Origin of the sequence: Legionella moravica DSM 19234 (assembly GCF_000423305.1) — a bacterium.
Taxonomy (GTDB): domain Bacteria; phylum Pseudomonadota; class Gammaproteobacteria; order Legionellales; family Legionellaceae; genus Legionella; species Legionella moravica.
In genome coordinates, this window is the sequence record NZ_AUHS01000018.1 from 1 (window position 1) to 16,591 (window position 16,591).

Consider the following 16,591-nt stretch of genomic DNA (forward strand, 5'->3'; position numbering starts at 1 on the left):
CCCTATCCCAGGAAAACGTTGATTGAAATAGCGACCACACGCAGGACAATAATACTTATGCGCTTTGATACACAAGTAACTCCGACGCAAGCCAATCGACTCATGGCGGATTCGCCTTATGAAACTGTCTTTTTTACGTAACTTCTTATTACCACAATGAATACAGCGAACAACACAACGATAGGTGACTTCGATAAAAACCGGGTTCTCTCCACTTACTTTTTTAATAGAATATCCAGGTAAATTTAGGATACAATCTTTCTTAGGCATTTTAATCTTCCTTTTGACCGTCAAATCAAAGGGTTAGTCTAGACTAACTTGATTAAAATGCCCCTTTATTTGGGGTAGAGCCGTATTTAAGCCCTTTTGTGACCAAAACGTGACTTAGCAACCCAATTTAATGTATAAATCACAACTTTTTTGTATATTTATTCTACCATAAACTGGTTAGAGCACTTGGATAAATTTGGAGCTCCCCCTAACAAAGAGGTATTTCTCACCTTAAATGTATTGATTATTAAGAAGTAAAAGAATTTGTTGTCTATCTTTAATATATAATATACAAACTCAATCAAGCAAATAACCATTTGACCGTATTTTCTTATATTAAAAAAATTAAAAACACTAATTTCATTAATGTTTTTTTTGATATTGAAAAACGAATTTTTACAAAAATATTTTTAGGACTGCTTATCTCAATTTCTAAATTCATGCTACTTACACCTATAAAAAATTTTAATAATAAGTGAGCAAATTCTTGATAAGTAGCCTGTAATAGTACTAAGCACCTTATTGTCTGCCGCAGCGCAAGAGGTGAGTGCGGCAGACAATAAGGTGCTTAGACCCTAAATAACTTAAGTTATTGTTTTTAAAATAATTTTAATACTCATTAAAAGAGCAATATATTCTCCATACGCTACAGTAAATAATCTGTTTACCATGATGTAAAAATATATTTTCAAATTGGCCTCGTGCTCTGGAACTTGCGTCATTTTAAAATGGCTCCATTAAGTGGTGATTGACATTCTTCCAGGGCTTAAATTGCTGGTATCCATAATTTTAAATCCTTCTATTTTAGATTGAGCAACAAACGGTATAAGAAGAAAAATTCTTTGATCGTTGATTAAATAATTCTCATCTATGCTGGAATAATATTGTCCCCGATGAGCCGTCATTTCTTCCAAATCACGATAGCTAATACCATATTTGCAATATCAAAGTACACATTGCATAATCACTTCGCCATGAAAATGGTGCCATTTAAAGTCTGTTGGTTAGTACTGTGCCATACGTTACTCCCTTTCTTTAATGGGTTAAGTATAGTTCAGGTCCATTTTTGCAACGGAGCTAAGAGAAATATATGCTGTCAACTCGCTTTATGAAGACTGAATCAGACTCACAATTTCAAAGAGGAGACAGGAGTACATGGGTCGTCAATGAGTTTCGCGATCCTCTTCCTCTTTCTGAATTACAGCCAGATACTTTTGTGAATCTTGATGGTGAAATGAAACTGCTGTCCCAGCTTTCTCTGATAGGAGCAGGGATATTAATTTGCGGAGGTTGCACCAGTGTTTTTGATTTTAGCAAGGGATTATTCAATCCTGATTTGATAGAAGCTCTTCTTACTTATCCTCAAATTTATTATGTAGATCACAATAGGAAACTTCACACCTGCATGAGATTTGAACTTTTTTTCTCTACACAGAGTGTACGGGATAAATTTATAAAATCCCTGCCAAACTCTGCTCATGTATATCCTAATACAATTCACAGCTATTACTCTGATACTCAAATAAAGGCAACAATATTGACCAAATCAAGAGAATCTTATATCGAAGTTATAAATAAAATGCTCGAGTTTCCTGAAGCCATGCTAAAAGCAGATCAAATATTGAATGACCGTTATTTTGGTTTTGATAGCAAGGTTTTTGTGAAAGATACCCCATCTTTAGATGAAGCTTCACATGCCATCAATAATGCATCAACAATAGCATCTAATCTGATTGACTCCGTAATAAGCAATACTACTTCAACACCCGAAATAACATTTGTCGAACCGAGTGAAGCATCCCTTGAGCTTGCACAACTTCACCCTTCCAGGAGCAGCTCACCAGAATCGGTTGATACGAAGGTCCATCCCAATGACTCAACACAAAATTTAGTTTTAGTCCAGGCATTAATTGCAGTTCAACAAGATAAGGCACATGCTGAAATTGCGTCTCCTCACATTGATGAGCCCTGTTCATCAGAGTTAGTCAGCTTACATATCAGAAATCAGGAACCAGACTCAGAATTAACCTTACCTGAACTTTGTAAAAAAACAACCGAGCTTGACCCGCTTCTTTGTGATACACACAGCTCGGATATCACACCTGATGATAATGGTAATTTAAAAAGTGGATTAATTAAAAACAGTATTTTCACTACCATACGCGATAATACATCCAATCATCATCGTGCACCTCCTTCAAGCCAACGATTACCTACAAATCAAGAGACTTTAATGACAAAGTGTTTCGGAGGTTGTTCTCTCTTATAAATGGGTGCGGTTCCCTTAAAGCAACAAAAACCCCTTGAGTCAAGCTGGTGGGCACGCTTCGCTTTGGCCAAAATTTTGGGTGAGTTTTTGCTGATGCTCTTTCCGTCCACTGTTCCTCACTATCAGTCCTAATATAGACCTAATACTGATAAAGTATACATTTGTTTCTGATTCCCATTATTTCGATGATTTTATTTATTTTTAAATTTTTTAAGCCGCACTACTTTAAATTTATATGGAACAACAGATTTCATGGCACTTATTGTATATATTTGGCTGAGATGTAATTTATCACTCGTCTTTATTTCTACAAATTGTACATCACCATCTCTGATTAAAATTAAACCAGGCCAACCAGCCCTGTATTTATAGGGATCTTCTGAAAATTTGATGGCAATATTTTTCATGTGGTTTCGATTTATTGAATTGTAAAAATCACTTGCAAATTTTATTGTTAATTCTGGATATAAACGTGTCCGGTTGGTGCGGTATCGAAAATAATATGTTCGTAATCAGCTGTCAGTGCGGTGTCAGTGAGCAGTGCGGTGAACTCGTCAAAAGCTGCAATTTCAGTAGTACAGGCACCAGACAATTGCTCTTCCATACTCTTGACTACAGAGTCCGGCAGAACGCCACGAACTGGATTTATAATTCTATCACGATAGGCTTGCGCAGCCGATTCTGGATCAATTTCCAACGCATAGAGGCCTGCTACTGTTGGGATTGCGGTGATTTGATTACCTATACTGACACCAAAAACTTGCCCCACATTGGAAGCAGGATCAGTACTGACCAGCAATATACGCTTATTCGTTTCAACAAGTTGCACTGCAGTGGCGCAAGCTATCGATGTTTTTCCTACTCCACCTTTACCAGTAAAGCATAGGAAGCGTGGTGGTTGTTGTAGAAATTTCATCAGCTTGCCTCCCTGTTTCAATAACCACTGCTGGAGCAGCTACTGAATGATTTCAATATTAGATTAGAGCGCTTACTTATCAGTTGTTCTTAAAAACCAGCGCTTTCGTAACCAAAATGCAACATTCACCAGTAAAATAAGAACTGGTACTTCAACAAGTGGCCCAATGACCGTTGTAAAAGCAATGGCAGAATTAAGCCCAAAAGTGGCAATTGCAACAGCAATGGCCAATTCAAAATTATTACTGGCTGCGGTAAATGAAGCTGCCGTTGTCTTTTCATAACTGGCACCAATGAGCTTTCCCATCGCAAAACTGACAAAAAACATCACCACAAAATAAATGGCCAATGGAATGGCAATGCGTAGGACATCAAGTGGAAGTTGCAATACCATAGCGCCTTTCAAAGAAAACATCGCAAGAATCGTAAAAAGCAGTGCAATCAAGGTAATGGGAGAAATTTTGGGTAAAAAAATGGTTTCATACCAGGTTAACCCTTTTCTTTTTATCAATACAAAACGAGTCAGAAATCCTGCAAAAAAAGGAATGCCCAGATAAATAAAGACGCTTTGGGCAATCGTCATAAAATTGATGTGGACTATTTGCCCACTCATGCCAACAATAGGTGGCAAGACAGTTAGAAAAAACCAGGCATAGACACTGAAGAACAGCAGTTGAAAAATACTGTTAAATGCCACTAAGGCTGCAACGTACTGATTGTCCCCTTCTGCCAACTGATTCCAGACAATCACCATAGCAATACAGCGAGCTAGCCCAATAAGAATAAGCCCAGTCATGTATTCGGGATATCCATGTAAAAACAAAACAGCGAGACCAAACATGAGAAATGGTCCGATGAGCCAATTTTGAAGCAATGACAACAGGAGAATTCGCCAGTCTTTGAATATCAGTGGTAGTTCTTCATATTTTACCCGGGCTAATGGAGGATACATCATTAAAATCAGACCAATCGCAATAGGAATATTGGTGGAGCCAATTGACAGGGAGTTTAAACATTGTGGTGCGCTGGTAAAGAGTGAGCCGATAACGACACCAGAAGCCATCGTCATGAAAATCCATAAGGTTAAATATCTATCTAAAAATGCAAGGCGGCGAGTGCTACAAGTGGTCATGATAACAACTCCTGTTCTATTCGTAGCTTAAGTTGATTAAATACCGCCTCAAATGCTGCGTTGATTTCAATTTCGGATCCTTCTATTTTAGTAGGATCAGGGATACTCCAGTGGAGTTTCTTGGGTTGTCCTGGAAAAATGGGACAGCTCTCACTAGCTGCCTGATCACAGACTGTAATAACTAAATCAATTGATTGTGATTCAAATTCATTCCATGATTTACTGCGTCCTGCGTTACATTGGATTCCATGGCGTGCAAGAGTTTCAATCGCTTTTGGATGCACGTTGCCAATCGGAGCGCTACCTGCGCTAAAAGCTAGATAATGCTCATTGGAATAATGGTTGGTTATCGCTTCCGCTATAATTGACCGACATGAGTTTCCGGTGCAAAGAAATAGTAACTTAATAGGCTTAGTATTCATTACCCACAACAGCCAGTTTTTTTTGGTTTCGTATCACAACAAGCAGTCGAGGTATTTTGGCCAGGTATTGAGCAAGAACCCTCTGATATCTTTTCTCCAGAAAAAAACTGAGCGTCTTCCATAGTATGATAGGCTTCCCATGCAATTCCTGAAGGATCATTTACCCAAGATTTCTCCGATTTGGCATAACAACAAGTCGTCTCACCATCACTATGAGTTGAAATATTGGCTTGAGAAAACTGCTTTCTCAAGGCATCTAATTCAGTAGCATCATCTACTTGTATACCTAAATGTTCCACACCATGTTTGGCTGTGCGAGTTGAAATAGCGAAGTTAATACGAGGATCTTCCAGCATCCATTTGGCATAATCGGATTTTACTTTTACCGGTTCGGCTCCAAACAAGGCATTATAGAAACGAATGCTATCAGCAAGATTGTTAACACCAATGTGAATATGAAAACGTTTCATGATTTACTCCTTTTTAGAATTACAGCAATCAGTTAATTCAATAACCAGACAATCTCTTATTCCTGGTTGTTGAATTTGAACTTGTTGTTTACTGCAACAGTCTTGAACCATGAATGCGATAAAATCACGCATTAACTCAAAATTTGCAGAATAAAATACATAACGCCCTTGGCGATAGGACGTGACAATTCCGGCATTGGACAAATGGCTTAAGTGAAATGATAAGGTATTATGTAAAATACCTAACTCATCGCCAATTGCGCCTGCTGGTAATCCTTCCGGTCCCGCTTGAACAAGGAGTCGAAACACTCGTAAACGCGTTTCTTGAGAAAGGGTATCAAATATTTTTAGTGAATTTTTTATGTCCATAATTCTAGAATAGTAGAAGTATTTAAATTAGTCAAATGACGCTTCCTGGCTTCATTAAAATTCTTACCCAGCTCTTTGGTAATATGCTTTATTCATATGTCCATTGATGTTGTTACCGTCAAAATATAAGGATCCAGTTTAGTTTAAACTGTCTCGCATACTGCTGAAGCATTTTAATATCCAGTTTTTGGGACGACCTACCACTCACAGACGCTTTAAATGCTTTAATGACAATTTATTTACTAAGATAGCGGAAAGCGCCTAATACAGTTCTTTCTCTGTCAAAAATTAAGACTGTTTGACGCTCTTTTGCGAACAGAGTTTTACCTGTTTCAATATCACGCATTCTAACAGTTTGAGTATGCTCTCGTTACGAAATGCTTAAGGCTAATTGGAAAGGCGGGCATGACAGGTTTAGTTCGCTCATCCCCAAATCGGGGAGAGCACCAATCAAGAAAAAAAACCAATTTAATTGTTGCATCCTGATTTTTAATCTCGATTAAACCCATTTTATAACCAGTAATGGCATTTTATACCACTACACCTAAGAACGAGCCAATACCTGCACTTACAAACATCGCTATTGCTCCCCAAATTACAACACGAGATGCTCCCAATAATATTCGAGCACCTCCAACCTTTGCAGCCACCGCTCCGAGTAATGCCAAAAATAAAACCGCCATTATTGATACTGAAGGAATAAGATAGGCTTCAGGAACAAGAAAAATGATTAATAGCGGTAATAACGAACCAAGAGTAAAACTGCAGGCGGAAAAAATTGCTGCCTGCAGTGGACGCGCACTTGTTACTTTTGTAATACCAAGCTCATCGCGAGCATGTGTGCCTAATGCATCCTTAGCCATCAATTGCTTTACAATTTCTTCAGCTAAATCACGCTGCAATCCACGATTCATGTAGATTGTGGTTAATTCTTCTATTTCATTCGGTAAATTTTCTTGAAGTTCTTCCTTTTCACGTTTTAAGGCAGATTTTTCGGTATCTGCTTGAGAGCTTACTGATATATATTCTCCAGCAGCCATAGACATGGCACCAGCAATTAATCCTGCAACACCTGCTACAAATATTCCATTATAAGGTGTATGCGCTGCAGCAACCCCAATCAATAAGCTCGCAGTTGAGATTATACCGTCATTTGCACCCAATACCGCGGCACGTAACCAGCCAATTCGTTCAATTCGATGATATTCTTTATGTTGCATAGAGATCAGAACTCCTGTATAGAATCAATTTTCGTCAATTATTTTAGAGTTACTCTTGTGGCATATCAGATTTCTGTTTATATGCTGCATTTCTCGGTATATCAGTAGCTGAATAGACGCTAATTATTTTGAATGGCTTCTTCGCATTGAGATTAATAAAATTATGAGGAACACCTTGAGGGATAAAAATCATATCACCCGCTGTAACCGTTGAGGTTTTGCCATTAAGAACAGATTTAGCTTGCCCCTCAACAACAAATATAACTTGGTCAAATGGATGTGTTTCGATCCCAATCTCATTGTTAGGGTTGGTTTTAGGAGTGATGTTCATGAAAACAACCTGCGCATCTTTGCCTGTCACCAGTGCTAATTTCCAGTTTTCATTCTTTTTTGCCATTTCAAAAACTTGGGGGGAAATGACCGCATTTATTTTATTATTAACGGCCGTTTCTTTAGAACTTGCAAATAACGATGATGAGATTAGACCTGATACTAATAATGTACCGATAAAGGCTATTTTTATTCCATTTGCTCTCATAAATGCTCTCCATAATTTACATTTGCTACTTACAATATACCAATTTATGAACCTCTTTAATACTGATAGATATATTAACCAATACAAATGACTAAGGATAAAAAAAAACTGATTAAAAAAAGAGCCATAATATCAAGTGGAATTCATTTCCAGCTTTATTTGTTGCGGCTCATATTTTGCACATACCAACTTACCCAAGTATGACGTACATCATGCCAACGAACATTATTAATACCTGCACCATACCTACCAATGACGCAAAAATAAGGCAGGGATTTAGTCCGCAGCGTAGTGACCCATTTGATGTTCCCGATCGGGAATATTTTATGGGATTTTATTCAAACAGGATATAAAATTACCGTACGGGAATATTGGAAGAAAATGATGATTCAATCTCCGGAACATCTGGGACGTTATATTCGGAAAGTTCGTAAAGAACTTGAAGTTACCCAAAAAGATTTGGCTTTGACTGCCGGCACAGGATTGCGTTTCATTATTGATTTGGAAAATGGAAAGCCCACTTGCCAAATTGGAAAAATGCTTCAAGTACTGCAAGTACTCGGGATTCAACTCAACCTGTCTCATTCTGAATTCGAAAATGAACAATCATAAATTAGATGTCTATCTTAACCAAATACTAACCGGTCAATTAAGTATTGATGCACATGGTGATATGTCTTTTGCATATGATGACTATTATCTCGAAAACAAGAAAAATCCCCCTCTGTCACACTCACTTCCTCTTCAAAAAAACATGTACTCCATGAAGCAATGCCGGCCATTTTTTAGTGGGCTATTGCCTGAAGCCCATATGCGCACGGCTATTGCTCGTCAATTAAGTATCAGTGAAAAAAATGATTTTGCCTTATTAGCGGCTATTGGTGGTGAGTGCGCCGGTGCTGTAATGCTATTACCTCAAAACACATCCATAACCCAGCTAAAACCAGACTATAAAATTATCAAAAAAAAAGGACTTATTAGAAATCCTGCACACCATGCATCAAAGACCGATGATAGTCGGTGAGGATGGGATCCGTTTATCCCAAGCTGGGGCTGAGGATAAACTCCCAGTTGCCTTTATTGAAGGAAATCTCGCAATACCAATGAACGGAGCACCTAGCACTCATATTTTAAAACCAATTAATCGAGACTTTCCATCCTTAATTGAAAATGAGTGCTTCTGCCTTGGTCTGGCAAAAAAAATTGGATTAAATGCCGTGGGAGCAGCCATCCATTATGCGGATAACACTCCTTATCTTTTAGTTAAACGGTATGACAGGGTTGAAACTGAGCAAGGAACTCAACGTGTACACCAAGAAGATTTTTGTCAGGCATTGGGCATTAGCCCTGAGATGAAATATCAGCGACAAGGTGGGCCCCAAATGAGTGAATGGTTTGGTAAGAGAGATAGCAAGTCTACCTGTCTTTGACATAAAAGAATTATTGCAAGGAATTCTGTTTAACGTGATTATTGGCAACAATGATGCGCGTAGTAAAAACTTCTCTTTGCTCTATCATGGTTCAAAAACGCGTTTAGCACCTTTCTACGATATGATTTCCACCGTATATTATCCTAATCTAGCTAGTAAAATGGCGATGAAAATTGGAAGTAAATATGATTTTGATAGCTTATTCCCGCGCCACTTTATACAAATGGCAGAGGAGGCTCTTTTATCAGGTGCTTTGGTACGAAAAGAAGTTTTAAATCTAATTAGCAAAATTCAAAAAAACATAACGGCTAGCCCATTTACCAGGATCATTTTAGAACGTGCTGACACATTATTTCAAAGGTTTCAGAAGTCTTCAGGAGGATAATATCTCTTAAGCTGAAGCGAAAATTTCAAAGAAACTCAAAGATAATAAGCTATCCAGCGTTTCTGTTGTATTAAGTAGAACTTGTGAAGATATTGTCACATATGCTAGTGAAAACCATTGTGAATTGATTGTTGGTGGCGCACATGGTCGTTACTATATTAATGAGTATGTCGTAAGAACCACTTCTGGCTTAATTATCAGACAAAGCCCTGTTCCGTTGTTACTGATAAAAAAAGAGCCTGATTTTGCTTGCAATCGAATAGTGATAGCAACAGATCTTACAGAGGCGAGTAAAGAAATTGGGTTTATGGTTGTAGCCGATAGTTCTTCAGCACTTGATTTATTATAACCAGTTACCGCTTTACGATGTTTACTATTGGGCGCAAATACACCATGAAATCGAGTCAGATTCATCCAGGGTCTGGGAACTAATGCAGCAAGCCTGGCTATAAAATCTAAGGGTTCAAAGACAACATGGGTGGTGCCATTTTTATGCAGCGCATTTTTTCAATGTAGTATATGCGAACGGCTGCCAGGTTTTGACCTTCAATGCGCACGAGGATGCCTGGTTCAAAGCGGTATAATTTCCTACCGTATTCTTCGGGGCAGAAGTCGCCCGATTTTAAGCCGGAGATGGTGAGGGTATGCTCAATGGCATTGTTGTACTTCCTGTGCGCCAAACAGCCATGGCCTTGAGGTTTGGTGCTATTGGCCATCGCACCCGGCCCGCCATCAAGCGGAGTGTCTTCTGACTCAACCGATTCGACCACTGGTGGCTCTACTTCTTCTTTTTCCTCTGCAGGGTCTTTTTTATCCGCCTTGTTCTTCTTGCGTTGGCAGTCTTGTCCAAATATCAACTTGCGCAGGTTGGATAGTTTGATTTTTTGCTCAAGCAGGGCTTTGGGAAGCCAGACAGCCAAGCGTACACAGGAAATCGTGAACTCCCTGATGCCGGCAGGCAAATCGCTGGTCTCAATCGCTGCAATGGCCGCTTCAATATCATCCCGGGTTTTGTCTACTATCTTCGGCAGGTCACTACCGCTCATGGATTTCCATCCTGACAAAAAGATGGCGGCAAGGCTAACCGGTTATGTTAAATTTATCAATAGATTGGTTAACACGTGAGCATAAAATTTTGACCCTGGAACGGGTATTGGTTAGAATGCAGGCTTGCCGAAAACTCACAAATCACGGCCGCATCTCAACAACTCTATCAAGAGCTTGTGTAGATTCATTATCAAAGGCCTTCAATTTATGAAATGCCTCGTGTTTTTCAAAATGTACATGCAGAATATCCTTGGCAGCTGGCGGCAAATTGATTGACGACACCCAACCATTAACTTTATTATTGCACTTTAACCGGAGTCATCCATGCCAAAAGATTACGAGTTGGAACGTAAACAAAAGGAGTTAATTGAATATCAACACAGCAAGATGCGTCAAGAAAGGGATGCGCTGTGGCAAGCACAAAGCAAAGCGCGTCTGGAACAGGCTGAGCGAGAGCGAGCAGAGGAACGTAAACGGACGCTGGCGAGAATTACCGAAGAAAATTCTTGTTCTGCCTCGAGGCATCGGGAAGCGTATTTGAAATGGAGTGAGGAATATCATATTAAGAAAGAAGGTGAAGGACCTTATAGAAGCCGATTAGCAAGAGAACAGAGGGCTTGTGAAATAGCGCGAAATCGAAAATCTGTCTCTATTAGTTATTTAAAAGAATATTATATACATCATGCTGGTTTTTTTAATGCCAGCAGGGAAGTTTTTTATGGAAGTGAACGTGAAAAAAAAATTTATGGTGATAGGTGGTTATTCGGAAGTGAGTCTGAAGAACGATGTTATCGTCAGAGGTTATTCGAAAGATTAGAAAGTCGTGCTGCAAGAAATCCTGATGGCGCTTCTAAAAAAACATTACAGTTTTTTGGCCTAGTACCGAGACCTGATGAGAGGTTGGGTATGGAAGAGCGTTTTTATAAATTTATATAAATTCATTGGTTAAAAAATTGTAACTACTCGCACACTGATATAGGCGCGGATTTTTAGATAGTACAAGGAGAATAGCATGACAAAGGAGCGCAGTTATTTTACAGCGTCTAGGAACTGCTAACTTAATCTGAATTAGTTTCGACTTAATCTGACACAACCCATTGATAAGGTGAGAGTTTCCGGTTTTGATAGAAGTGCAAACTTTAAACCAAAACACGAGAAAAACTCTCATGATAGATAGTAACGCTAAAATCATTAAACATAACGTTTACCTGTTAAATCTTGCCGAAGAATTAGGCAATGTCTCGAGGGCCTGCAAAGTAATGGGTTTATCCCGAGACACATTTTATCGCTATAAGTCAGCTGTTGAGACTGGAGGAGTTGAGGCTCTATTTGACCAACTCCGTAGGAAACCCATCCATAAAAACCGGGTTGAAGAGCCTGTCGAACTGGCGGTGAGGGATTATGCGATTGAATATCCAACTCATGGCCAACAGCGCACCAGTAATGAATTACGCAAGAATGGTATTTTTGTGTCTCCAAGCGGAGTTCGCAGCGTGAAAGCCAATGAAGCGGAATGAACGAATATGGCTTTTTCAACTTCGAGGGACACAGAATCCCTTAATCTTTAGCATAACGTTGGGATACGAGTAACAGGCACTCTTGGCTTCATTGTCCTGGAATTTGAGAAATGAATGACCTTGTGTACAATGAAACTTTTTCCAGGGTTCAAATTGCTCAAAGCACGCCGATTTTTAAATTCCCCTGGCTTTAACTTAAATGGCTCTTCCCCATTAGGTAACCAACTAATAATTGGGTGGCCCTGAGAATTTTTATTATGATTATAAATGAACTAAAAATACGCCTTAAGCTTTTTTCTATTCAGCCCTATCTCAATTTTGCCTTAAGCGGCATTTCAGCAACTTTAGGAAATGGATTGATTTATATTACAGTTTCCTGGCTTGCTTATGACAAAATGCAATCAATTAGCGGGATAGCTTTAATGATGTTTTGTATTTGGCTACCCACTATATTATTGGGTCCTTTATTTGGTGTATGCGCAGATAAATACAACCGTAAAAATTTAATGATAATGTCCAATACGATACGTGGACTGCTTGTTATTGGTTTTGTAGCAGGCTACTACCTGAATCTACCAACCAATATATTTATCCTGGCCACATTTCTCGGTATTTTTGTGTCGTTTTATATGCCGGCAGCCGTGCCTATGATCAGCAGTATTGTTCCTGAACATGACTTGATGAGTGCCAATGCAACTGTCGATATGCTTTATGAACTAGGAACAATAATTGGCATGGGAATGAGTGGCTTTTTGGTTTTATATTTGGGACTGATGAACACTCTTGCTCTTGGTGGATTATTGTTTTTATTGGCTGGGGCATTCAATTGGCTCATGAAATGTAAACCAGAACACTGCTATGGCACACCTGATAAAGAAAAAAGTAGTTTTATAGAGGACTATGCAAGCTCCATCAACTATCTAAAAGACAATCCGCGTCTTCTTGGAATTTACTCAATCCAAACCTGCATCATGATCTTGTTAATGACTATTCCCATCCTTTTGCTTCCCTACACAAAAGAAGTGCTTAAGGTTGGTGCAGATAAGTTTTCAATTTTAGAAGCTCTTTTCTCTATGGGAATTTTTATTGGTTGTCTGATATCACCCATATTATGCAGATTAATCAAAATAAAACGAACCTTAGTGCTGCTCATGTCGGGCATGGCAATAGGTCTGCATGTATTCTCAATTAATGAGAATATAATAATCAGCTATGTATTCTATTTCATTATTGGTTTTGGTTTATCAAGCTGGGCCTTGTCTCTCACTCAAGCCCAACTTCTTGCCGATAAGGCATTTCAAGGGTGTCTACAATCGACTTTTAATAGCATTTCAGGACTGGGAGTGCTGGCAATATACTTGATCATTACATTCCGTACTGATCTGTTTGATATCCAAAATATGTATCACATCCAGACAGTCATAGCTCTATGTGCGATTGTGATTATTTTAATGGCAAAGGAACGGGTTATCGAACCACAAAAAACAAATGAAAAAAGCTATATGGCATCTTAATCGAGCTATACTCACTCATTCATTAGTCGTTATATTTTAATAATCAGGTTGAAGTATGTTAATTATTTTTGGCGGGCTTCCTGGAACTGGGAAAACAACACTATCAAAACTGATTGCGAAACAATTAAAGGCTGTATATCTGCGCGTTGATACCGTAGAACAAGCTCTGAAAAAATGCTCTAACCCAGATCACGTCACAGGGCCAGAGGGTTATATGGTCTGTTATGCTCTTGCGCTAGATAATCTAAAGTTAGGACTTTCTGTTGTTGCTGATTCAGTTAATTCCATTGCAATTACCCGCAATGACTGGCAAAAAGTAGCCAAAGATGCACACCACCCTTTTATCGAAATTGAACTGGTTTGTTCCGATCCCCAAGAGCATCAGCGCCGAATTGAAAGCAGAGAAGCCGATATACCAGGACACAAATTACCTGAATGGGTTGAAGTATTACATCGAGATTATGAGCCATGGCAATCCAAATCAATGACATTAGACACATCTGAATATTCTGTCCATGAATCAGTGACGATAATAATGGATTTCATTAATCAGAACCATTAAAGGCGTTGCGCCCAATGCCCCCTCAATTGGTACTTGAAAAGTGACCAATGTCTTAAGCTGCTTCTGATAAAAAATATTCTATATCAAAACAAACATCGTTCTGGAATGAATAAAGGAGGGGCTAGTGCCATTTTTGCAATTATAATATAGTGCATCCAGTACATTTGCTGGATTTGTGATTTTTTTCTTTCATGCTATTTGATTTATCAACCTGTTCCATAGCTTTGATAAAATAATCTTCGTGAGAAAGATTTTGATATGCAAGGAACTGAACATCTCTTGTTAATTGAGCAAGTTTATTATTAAGCGTAACTTTTGCTGACTCCAAATCATCGATATGCTCATCATAGAAACTCATAAACTCCAGTTTTAAGCGCTCATTTTTGACATTAATTGAATTTGGGGAATTATCCAGTAGATATTCTTGTACTAAATGATTCATCCTTTTGGAGTAATGATGCTCATCCTTAAGTTCGATTACTTTATAAGCATCCGATATAAAATTATACAACTCTACAACAAAATATCGCTCAAAAACCTGTTTTAACTTTTGTTCGTGATCTTGCTTAATAGCGATTTCCAAATTGCCGCATCTGCAGCTTGAATTTTTAGTACACATGATAAAAACCTGCTTCAAAAATTGTACCCAATATATTGAGAAAACCAATCTAATGCAAATTTTTATAACAATATTGTCAAATATTATCGAAAAATAGAAAGGATAACCCACAAAAAATTTTAGATGTCTACCTTGAATTTTGTTCAAAAGCCATTATTTAAATATCCAACCAAAAACATATTCTAAGGAGACAGCATGAACACATTAAGAAGAGCAATGCCCATGTACCGTGATATGGGCCATTTACTGGATGATTTTTTTAACCTGCAAAAGCAGGATGATTCATCTTACATTGAAACAAGCACTTGGTCACCTTTGGTGGATATTACAGAAGAAAAAGACTGCTTTTTAGTCATCGCAGACGTTCCTGGAGTAAAAAAAGAGGACATCAGTATTTCTTTAGAGCAACATGTTCTCACTATAAAGGGTGAGCGACTGTTTGAAAAAACAGAACAACACCAAAGTTATACCCGAAGAGAGCGGGCTCAAGGGCAATTTTATCGTCGCTTTAGCCTCCCGCAAACGGCGGATGATGCTAAAATCACAGCACGTTATACTCATGGGGTTCTTGAAATAAAAATTCCTAAAAAAGAAGCCGCAACTGAGAAAAAAATTGAAATACTCGTCGAAGAATAGTCAACCAAGGCCTCATTTTGAGGCCTTTTATTCAGATTAAAAGTTCCCCTCTCATCATCGCGACTTCATGCATTTTAAGGGTTACAATAATCACAGTACGCAGGATCGGCCTTCAACAACCCATCTTTTCGCCTTTTAAACTCTTGATGATCACAAGCAATACACCCCCAAACCTCTTCTTCATAAAATGAGGTTGAAGATCCACATAAAGAGCAAGGTAGTTTGCCACGGGTTGATTTGAACCCAAACCCTGGACAGGTACATCGAACACAGACATTAGCAATTCTTAATGCTAATTTATCGGCTAGTTCAGCAATCACTTCCATTCGGGTTGGATTCATCATGGCACGCATATCGGTTGCTAAAAGAAGCTCCTTTTCTGTTTTAAATCCGATAGTTAAATGATGGTTCAAGGTATTAAAATTGGTAATCCCTTTAGCAAGAACACGGTTATCAGAGCTTGCTTGTACAATCAGTGCATGAGATGGAAACTGAATTTGCTTGAGAAAGGCATCAACAGATGTATTCTGGTTAATCGTAATCATTGCAAAATTTGTTTTTGAACTCACCAGCTGCTCTGCAATCACCCAATCGTGCTCTCTATCTACAAAGACCATCAATTCATGCGCACTTGGCACAAAGGGAAATGCAGGATGAGGCCCAAAACTTCCCTCAGAAGCCACAGCAAAAGCATAATTATAGTCCTCTGCTGCTGTTTTGGCTTTTAAAAGGCAGGTTTCATAAGGCCCCTGAGTGCGGGCAATCTCTCCGGTAAACATGCCAAACTGATCCGTGTCAAAATCGTGCACCCTTAGAGTGCACGATAATCTTGCCTTAAAAGGTGGAGCAATTGCCCGTTCCTTTTCATGCTTGGATGCTAATAAAATATCTTGATTGTTGTAATACATAATTAAGTATTCATAATGTGAAAATAATCAAGTCGTGCCACTGAAACATCAGAAACAAACATAACTCCCGACTCGTTCTGAAACAAAGTTTTCATCCCTAAGGCAAGGGAAACGATTACCTCTTCAGGAGCAACAGCGATAAACAAAACTAATGACGATTTGTCATTAAACATCATTTTTCCTTCATGAAAACCATGATGCCCTTTTCCTGAAACATTTCTGATGAGGGTAAATCCGGTAACGGAAGCTTCTTCCATCATAGAATTGATAAAATGCTCATGTTCTCCAGCAACAATAATCTCGATTTTTTTCATGGGATGCAAATTAATGCCAATATCTTTTCTCTCTTGAACTTTAATCACACTCAT

At 38.6% G+C, this 16,591-nt stretch carries 23 protein-coding genes and 3 pseudogenes; 11 read left to right on the forward strand and 15 right to left on the reverse strand.

Annotation, left to right across the window (positions count from 1 at the left end):
- Window positions 1–270 (reverse strand): transposase family protein (locus tag G543_RS18610; protein WP_162145879.1); only part of this gene is annotated, 270 nt, incomplete at its 3' end.
- 887 nt (window positions 271–1,157) lie between these two features.
- Window positions 1,158–1,238: pseudogene (locus tag G543_RS19480) on the reverse strand (IS6 family transposase); the annotation flags it as partial.
- 122 nt (window positions 1,239–1,360) lie between these two features.
- Between G543_RS19480 and G543_RS0104660 the strand changes: the two are divergent.
- Window positions 1,361–2,539, forward strand: a complete 1,179-nt coding sequence (locus G543_RS0104660) for a type 2 periplasmic-binding domain-containing protein (protein WP_028383506.1) — start codon at window positions 1,361–1,363, stop codon at window positions 2,537–2,539.
- A gap of 191 nt (window positions 2,540–2,730) precedes the next feature.
- On the opposite strand, the gene G543_RS0104670 is transcribed toward G543_RS0104660, so the two are convergent.
- The 8 genes from G543_RS0104670 to G543_RS0104710 all read right to left on the reverse strand — a co-directional run bounded on the left by G543_RS0104670 (window position 2,731) and on the right by G543_RS0104710 (window position 7,605).
- Entirely contained in the window at window positions 2,731–2,946 is a 216-nt protein-coding gene (locus G543_RS0104670; protein WP_028383507.1) for a VRR-NUC domain-containing protein, read from the reverse strand.
- 47 nt (window positions 2,947–2,993) lie between these two features.
- The gene (locus G543_RS0104675; RefSeq protein ID WP_028383508.1) at window positions 2,994–3,455 is read right to left on the reverse strand and encodes a TRC40/GET3/ArsA family transport-energizing ATPase; all 462 of its coding nucleotides are present in this window, start codon (window positions 3,453–3,455) and stop codon (window positions 2,994–2,996) included.
- A gap of 72 nt (window positions 3,456–3,527) precedes the next feature.
- A complete protein-coding gene (gene arsB / locus G543_RS0104680; protein WP_028383509.1) occupies window positions 3,528–4,586 on the reverse strand; it encodes an ACR3 family arsenite efflux transporter in 1,059 nt (352 codons plus the stop codon).
- Window positions 4,583–5,008 carry an arsenate reductase ArsC gene (locus tag G543_RS0104685; protein WP_028383510.1) on the reverse strand — a complete coding sequence of 142 codons (426 nt, stop codon included), beginning with the start codon at window positions 5,006–5,008 and terminating at the stop codon, window positions 4,583–4,585. Before G543_RS0104685 ends, arsB begins: the two co-directional genes overlap by 4 nt.
- Window positions 5,008–5,478, reverse strand: coding sequence for an ArsI/CadI family heavy metal resistance metalloenzyme (locus tag G543_RS0104690; protein ID WP_028383511.1), 471 nt, complete (start codon window positions 5,476–5,478; stop codon window positions 5,008–5,010). The genes G543_RS0104685 and G543_RS0104690 overlap by 1 nt, the downstream gene beginning before the upstream one ends.
- 3 nt (window positions 5,479–5,481) lie before the next feature.
- Window positions 5,482–5,847: an ArsR/SmtB family transcription factor gene (locus G543_RS0104695; RefSeq protein WP_028383512.1), complete on the reverse strand. Its 366-nt coding sequence runs from the start codon at window positions 5,845–5,847 to the stop codon at window positions 5,482–5,484.
- Between the two features lie 530 nt (window positions 5,848–6,377).
- Complete coding sequence (locus G543_RS0104705; protein ID WP_028383513.1) at window positions 6,378–7,067, reverse strand: VIT1/CCC1 transporter family protein; 690 nt, start codon at window positions 7,065–7,067, stop codon at window positions 6,378–6,380.
- A gap of 49 nt (window positions 7,068–7,116) precedes the next feature.
- Window positions 7,117–7,605 (reverse strand): cupin domain-containing protein, encoded by a 489-nt coding sequence (locus G543_RS0104710; protein WP_028383514.1) that lies wholly within the window; start codon window positions 7,603–7,605, stop codon window positions 7,117–7,119.
- Between the two features lie 381 nt (window positions 7,606–7,986).
- On the opposite strand from G543_RS0104710, the gene G543_RS0104715 reads away from it, so the two are divergent.
- The 5 genes from G543_RS0104715 to G543_RS19290 all read left to right on the forward strand — a co-directional run bounded on the left by G543_RS0104715 (window position 7,987) and on the right by G543_RS19290 (window position 9,769).
- Window positions 7,987–8,217: a helix-turn-helix transcriptional regulator gene (locus G543_RS0104715; protein ID WP_238584704.1), complete on the forward strand. Its 231-nt coding sequence runs from the start codon at window positions 7,987–7,989 to the stop codon at window positions 8,215–8,217.
- On the forward strand, window positions 8,204–8,629 hold the full coding sequence (locus tag G543_RS19285; RefSeq protein WP_028383516.1) for a HipA N-terminal domain-containing protein: 426 nt from the start codon (window positions 8,204–8,206) through the stop codon (window positions 8,627–8,629). Before G543_RS0104715 ends, G543_RS19285 begins: the two co-directional genes overlap by 14 nt.
- Window positions 8,601–9,035, forward strand: a complete 435-nt coding sequence (locus tag G543_RS19390) for a HipA domain-containing protein (RefSeq protein ID WP_278043775.1) — start codon at window positions 8,601–8,603, stop codon at window positions 9,033–9,035. Before G543_RS19285 ends, G543_RS19390 begins: the two co-directional genes overlap by 29 nt.
- Complete coding sequence (locus G543_RS19395; protein WP_274519380.1) at window positions 8,992–9,420, forward strand: HipA domain-containing protein; 429 nt, start codon at window positions 8,992–8,994, stop codon at window positions 9,418–9,420. The genes G543_RS19390 and G543_RS19395 overlap by 44 nt, the downstream gene beginning before the upstream one ends.
- 124 nt (window positions 9,421–9,544) lie before the next feature.
- Window positions 9,545–9,769: a hypothetical protein gene (locus G543_RS19290; RefSeq protein WP_028383519.1), complete on the forward strand. Its 225-nt coding sequence runs from the start codon at window positions 9,545–9,547 to the stop codon at window positions 9,767–9,769.
- A gap of 2 nt (window positions 9,770–9,771) precedes the next feature.
- On the opposite strand, the pseudogene G543_RS18615 reads toward G543_RS19290, so the two are convergent.
- Window positions 9,772–9,912: pseudogene (locus G543_RS18615) on the reverse strand (transposase); the annotation flags it as partial.
- On the reverse strand, window positions 9,876–10,466 hold the full coding sequence (locus G543_RS18320; protein WP_051190580.1) for a hypothetical protein: 591 nt from the start codon (window positions 10,464–10,466) through the stop codon (window positions 9,876–9,878). The gene G543_RS18320 and the pseudogene G543_RS18615, both read right to left, overlap by 37 nt.
- Before the next feature lie 325 nt (window positions 10,467–10,791).
- Here G543_RS18320 and G543_RS0104745 point away from each other — a divergent pair, with 325 nt between their 5' ends.
- The 4 genes and pseudogenes from G543_RS0104745 to G543_RS0104760 all read left to right on the forward strand — a co-directional run bounded on the left by G543_RS0104745 (window position 10,792) and on the right by G543_RS0104760 (window position 14,060).
- Window positions 10,792–11,403 (forward strand): hypothetical protein, encoded by a 612-nt coding sequence (locus G543_RS0104745; protein WP_028383520.1) that lies wholly within the window; start codon window positions 10,792–10,794, stop codon window positions 11,401–11,403.
- A gap of 230 nt (window positions 11,404–11,633) precedes the next feature.
- Window positions 11,634–11,963, forward strand: a pseudogene (locus tag G543_RS0104750) (helix-turn-helix domain-containing protein); the annotation flags it as partial.
- Between the two features lie 278 nt (window positions 11,964–12,241).
- Window positions 12,242–13,498, forward strand: coding sequence for an MFS transporter (locus G543_RS17080; protein ID WP_035921438.1), 1,257 nt, complete (start codon window positions 12,242–12,244; stop codon window positions 13,496–13,498).
- A gap of 55 nt (window positions 13,499–13,553) precedes the next feature.
- Window positions 13,554–14,060, forward strand: a complete 507-nt coding sequence (locus G543_RS0104760; RefSeq protein ID WP_028383522.1) for a P-loop nucleotide/nucleoside kinase family protein — start codon at window positions 13,554–13,556, stop codon at window positions 14,058–14,060.
- 139 nt (window positions 14,061–14,199) lie between these two features.
- On the opposite strand, the gene G543_RS0104765 is transcribed toward G543_RS0104760, so the two are convergent.
- A complete protein-coding gene (locus G543_RS0104765) occupies window positions 14,200–14,679 on the reverse strand; it encodes a hypothetical protein (protein WP_028383523.1) in 480 nt (159 codons plus the stop codon).
- 195 nt (window positions 14,680–14,874) lie between these two features.
- On the opposite strand from G543_RS0104765, the gene G543_RS0104770 reads away from it, so the two are divergent.
- Entirely contained in the window at window positions 14,875–15,315 is a 441-nt protein-coding gene (locus G543_RS0104770; protein ID WP_028383524.1) for an Hsp20/alpha crystallin family protein, read from the forward strand.
- Between the two features lie 74 nt (window positions 15,316–15,389).
- Here the strand turns inward: G543_RS0104770 and G543_RS0104775 are convergent, their stop codons facing one another.
- Together G543_RS0104775 and G543_RS0104780 are read right to left on the reverse strand one after the other, a co-directional pair.
- Window positions 15,390–16,223, reverse strand: coding sequence for a DUF6671 family protein (locus G543_RS0104775; RefSeq protein WP_028383525.1), 834 nt, complete (start codon window positions 16,221–16,223; stop codon window positions 15,390–15,392).
- A 2-nt stretch (window positions 16,224–16,225) separates the two neighbouring features.
- Window positions 16,226–16,591 carry a P-II family nitrogen regulator gene (locus G543_RS0104780; protein ID WP_028383526.1) on the reverse strand — a complete coding sequence of 122 codons (366 nt, stop codon included), beginning with the start codon at window positions 16,589–16,591 and terminating at the stop codon, window positions 16,226–16,228.

Bases quoted from the DNA above. Each gene is read 5' to 3' on its own strand.
- G543_RS17080 (WP_035921438.1), top strand. From the start codon at position 12,242: ATGATTATAAATGAACTAAAAATACGCCTTAAGCTTTTTTCTATTCAG.
- G543_RS0104690 (WP_028383511.1), bottom strand. From the start codon at position 5,478: ATGAAACGTTTTCATATTCACATTGGTGTTAACAATCTTGCTGATAGC.
- G543_RS0104775 (WP_028383525.1), bottom strand. From the start codon at position 16,223: ATGTATTACAACAATCAAGATATTTTATTAGCATCCAAGCATGAAAAG.
- G543_RS19390 (WP_278043775.1), top strand. From the start codon at position 8,601: ATGCATCAAAGACCGATGATAGTCGGTGAGGATGGGATCCGTTTATCC.
- G543_RS18320 (WP_051190580.1), bottom strand. From the start codon at position 10,466: ATGAGCGGTAGTGACCTGCCGAAGATAGTAGACAAAACCCGGGATGAT.
- G543_RS0104675 (WP_028383508.1), bottom strand. From the start codon at position 3,455: ATGAAATTTCTACAACAACCACCACGCTTCCTATGCTTTACTGGTAAA.
- G543_RS0104780 (WP_028383526.1), bottom strand. From the start codon at position 16,591: ATGAGTGTGATTAAAGTTCAAGAGAGAAAAGATATTGGCATTAATTTG.
- G543_RS0104660 (WP_028383506.1), top strand. From the start codon at position 1,361: ATGCTGTCAACTCGCTTTATGAAGACTGAATCAGACTCACAATTTCAA.
- G543_RS0104695 (WP_028383512.1), bottom strand. From the start codon at position 5,847: ATGGACATAAAAAATTCACTAAAAATATTTGATACCCTTTCTCAAGAA.
- G543_RS0104765 (WP_028383523.1), bottom strand. From the start codon at position 14,679: ATGTGTACTAAAAATTCAAGCTGCAGATGCGGCAATTTGGAAATCGCT.
- arsB (WP_028383509.1), bottom strand. From the start codon at position 4,586: ATGACCACTTGTAGCACTCGCCGCCTTGCATTTTTAGATAGATATTTA.
- G543_RS0104670 (WP_028383507.1), bottom strand. From the start codon at position 2,946: ATGAAAAATATTGCCATCAAATTTTCAGAAGATCCCTATAAATACAGG.
- G543_RS0104710 (WP_028383514.1), bottom strand. From the start codon at position 7,605: ATGAGAGCAAATGGAATAAAAATAGCCTTTATCGGTACATTATTAGTA.
- G543_RS19285 (WP_028383516.1), top strand. From the start codon at position 8,204: ATGAACAATCATAAATTAGATGTCTATCTTAACCAAATACTAACCGGT.
- G543_RS0104715 (WP_238584704.1), top strand. From the start codon at position 7,987: ATGATGATTCAATCTCCGGAACATCTGGGACGTTATATTCGGAAAGTT.
- G543_RS0104685 (WP_028383510.1), bottom strand. From the start codon at position 5,008: ATGAATACTAAGCCTATTAAGTTACTATTTCTTTGCACCGGAAACTCA.
- G543_RS0104745 (WP_028383520.1), top strand. From the start codon at position 10,792: ATGCCAAAAGATTACGAGTTGGAACGTAAACAAAAGGAGTTAATTGAA.
- G543_RS0104705 (WP_028383513.1), bottom strand. From the start codon at position 7,067: ATGCAACATAAAGAATATCATCGAATTGAACGAATTGGCTGGTTACGT.
- G543_RS0104760 (WP_028383522.1), top strand. From the start codon at position 13,554: ATGTTAATTATTTTTGGCGGGCTTCCTGGAACTGGGAAAACAACACTA.
- G543_RS0104770 (WP_028383524.1), top strand. From the start codon at position 14,875: ATGAACACATTAAGAAGAGCAATGCCCATGTACCGTGATATGGGCCAT.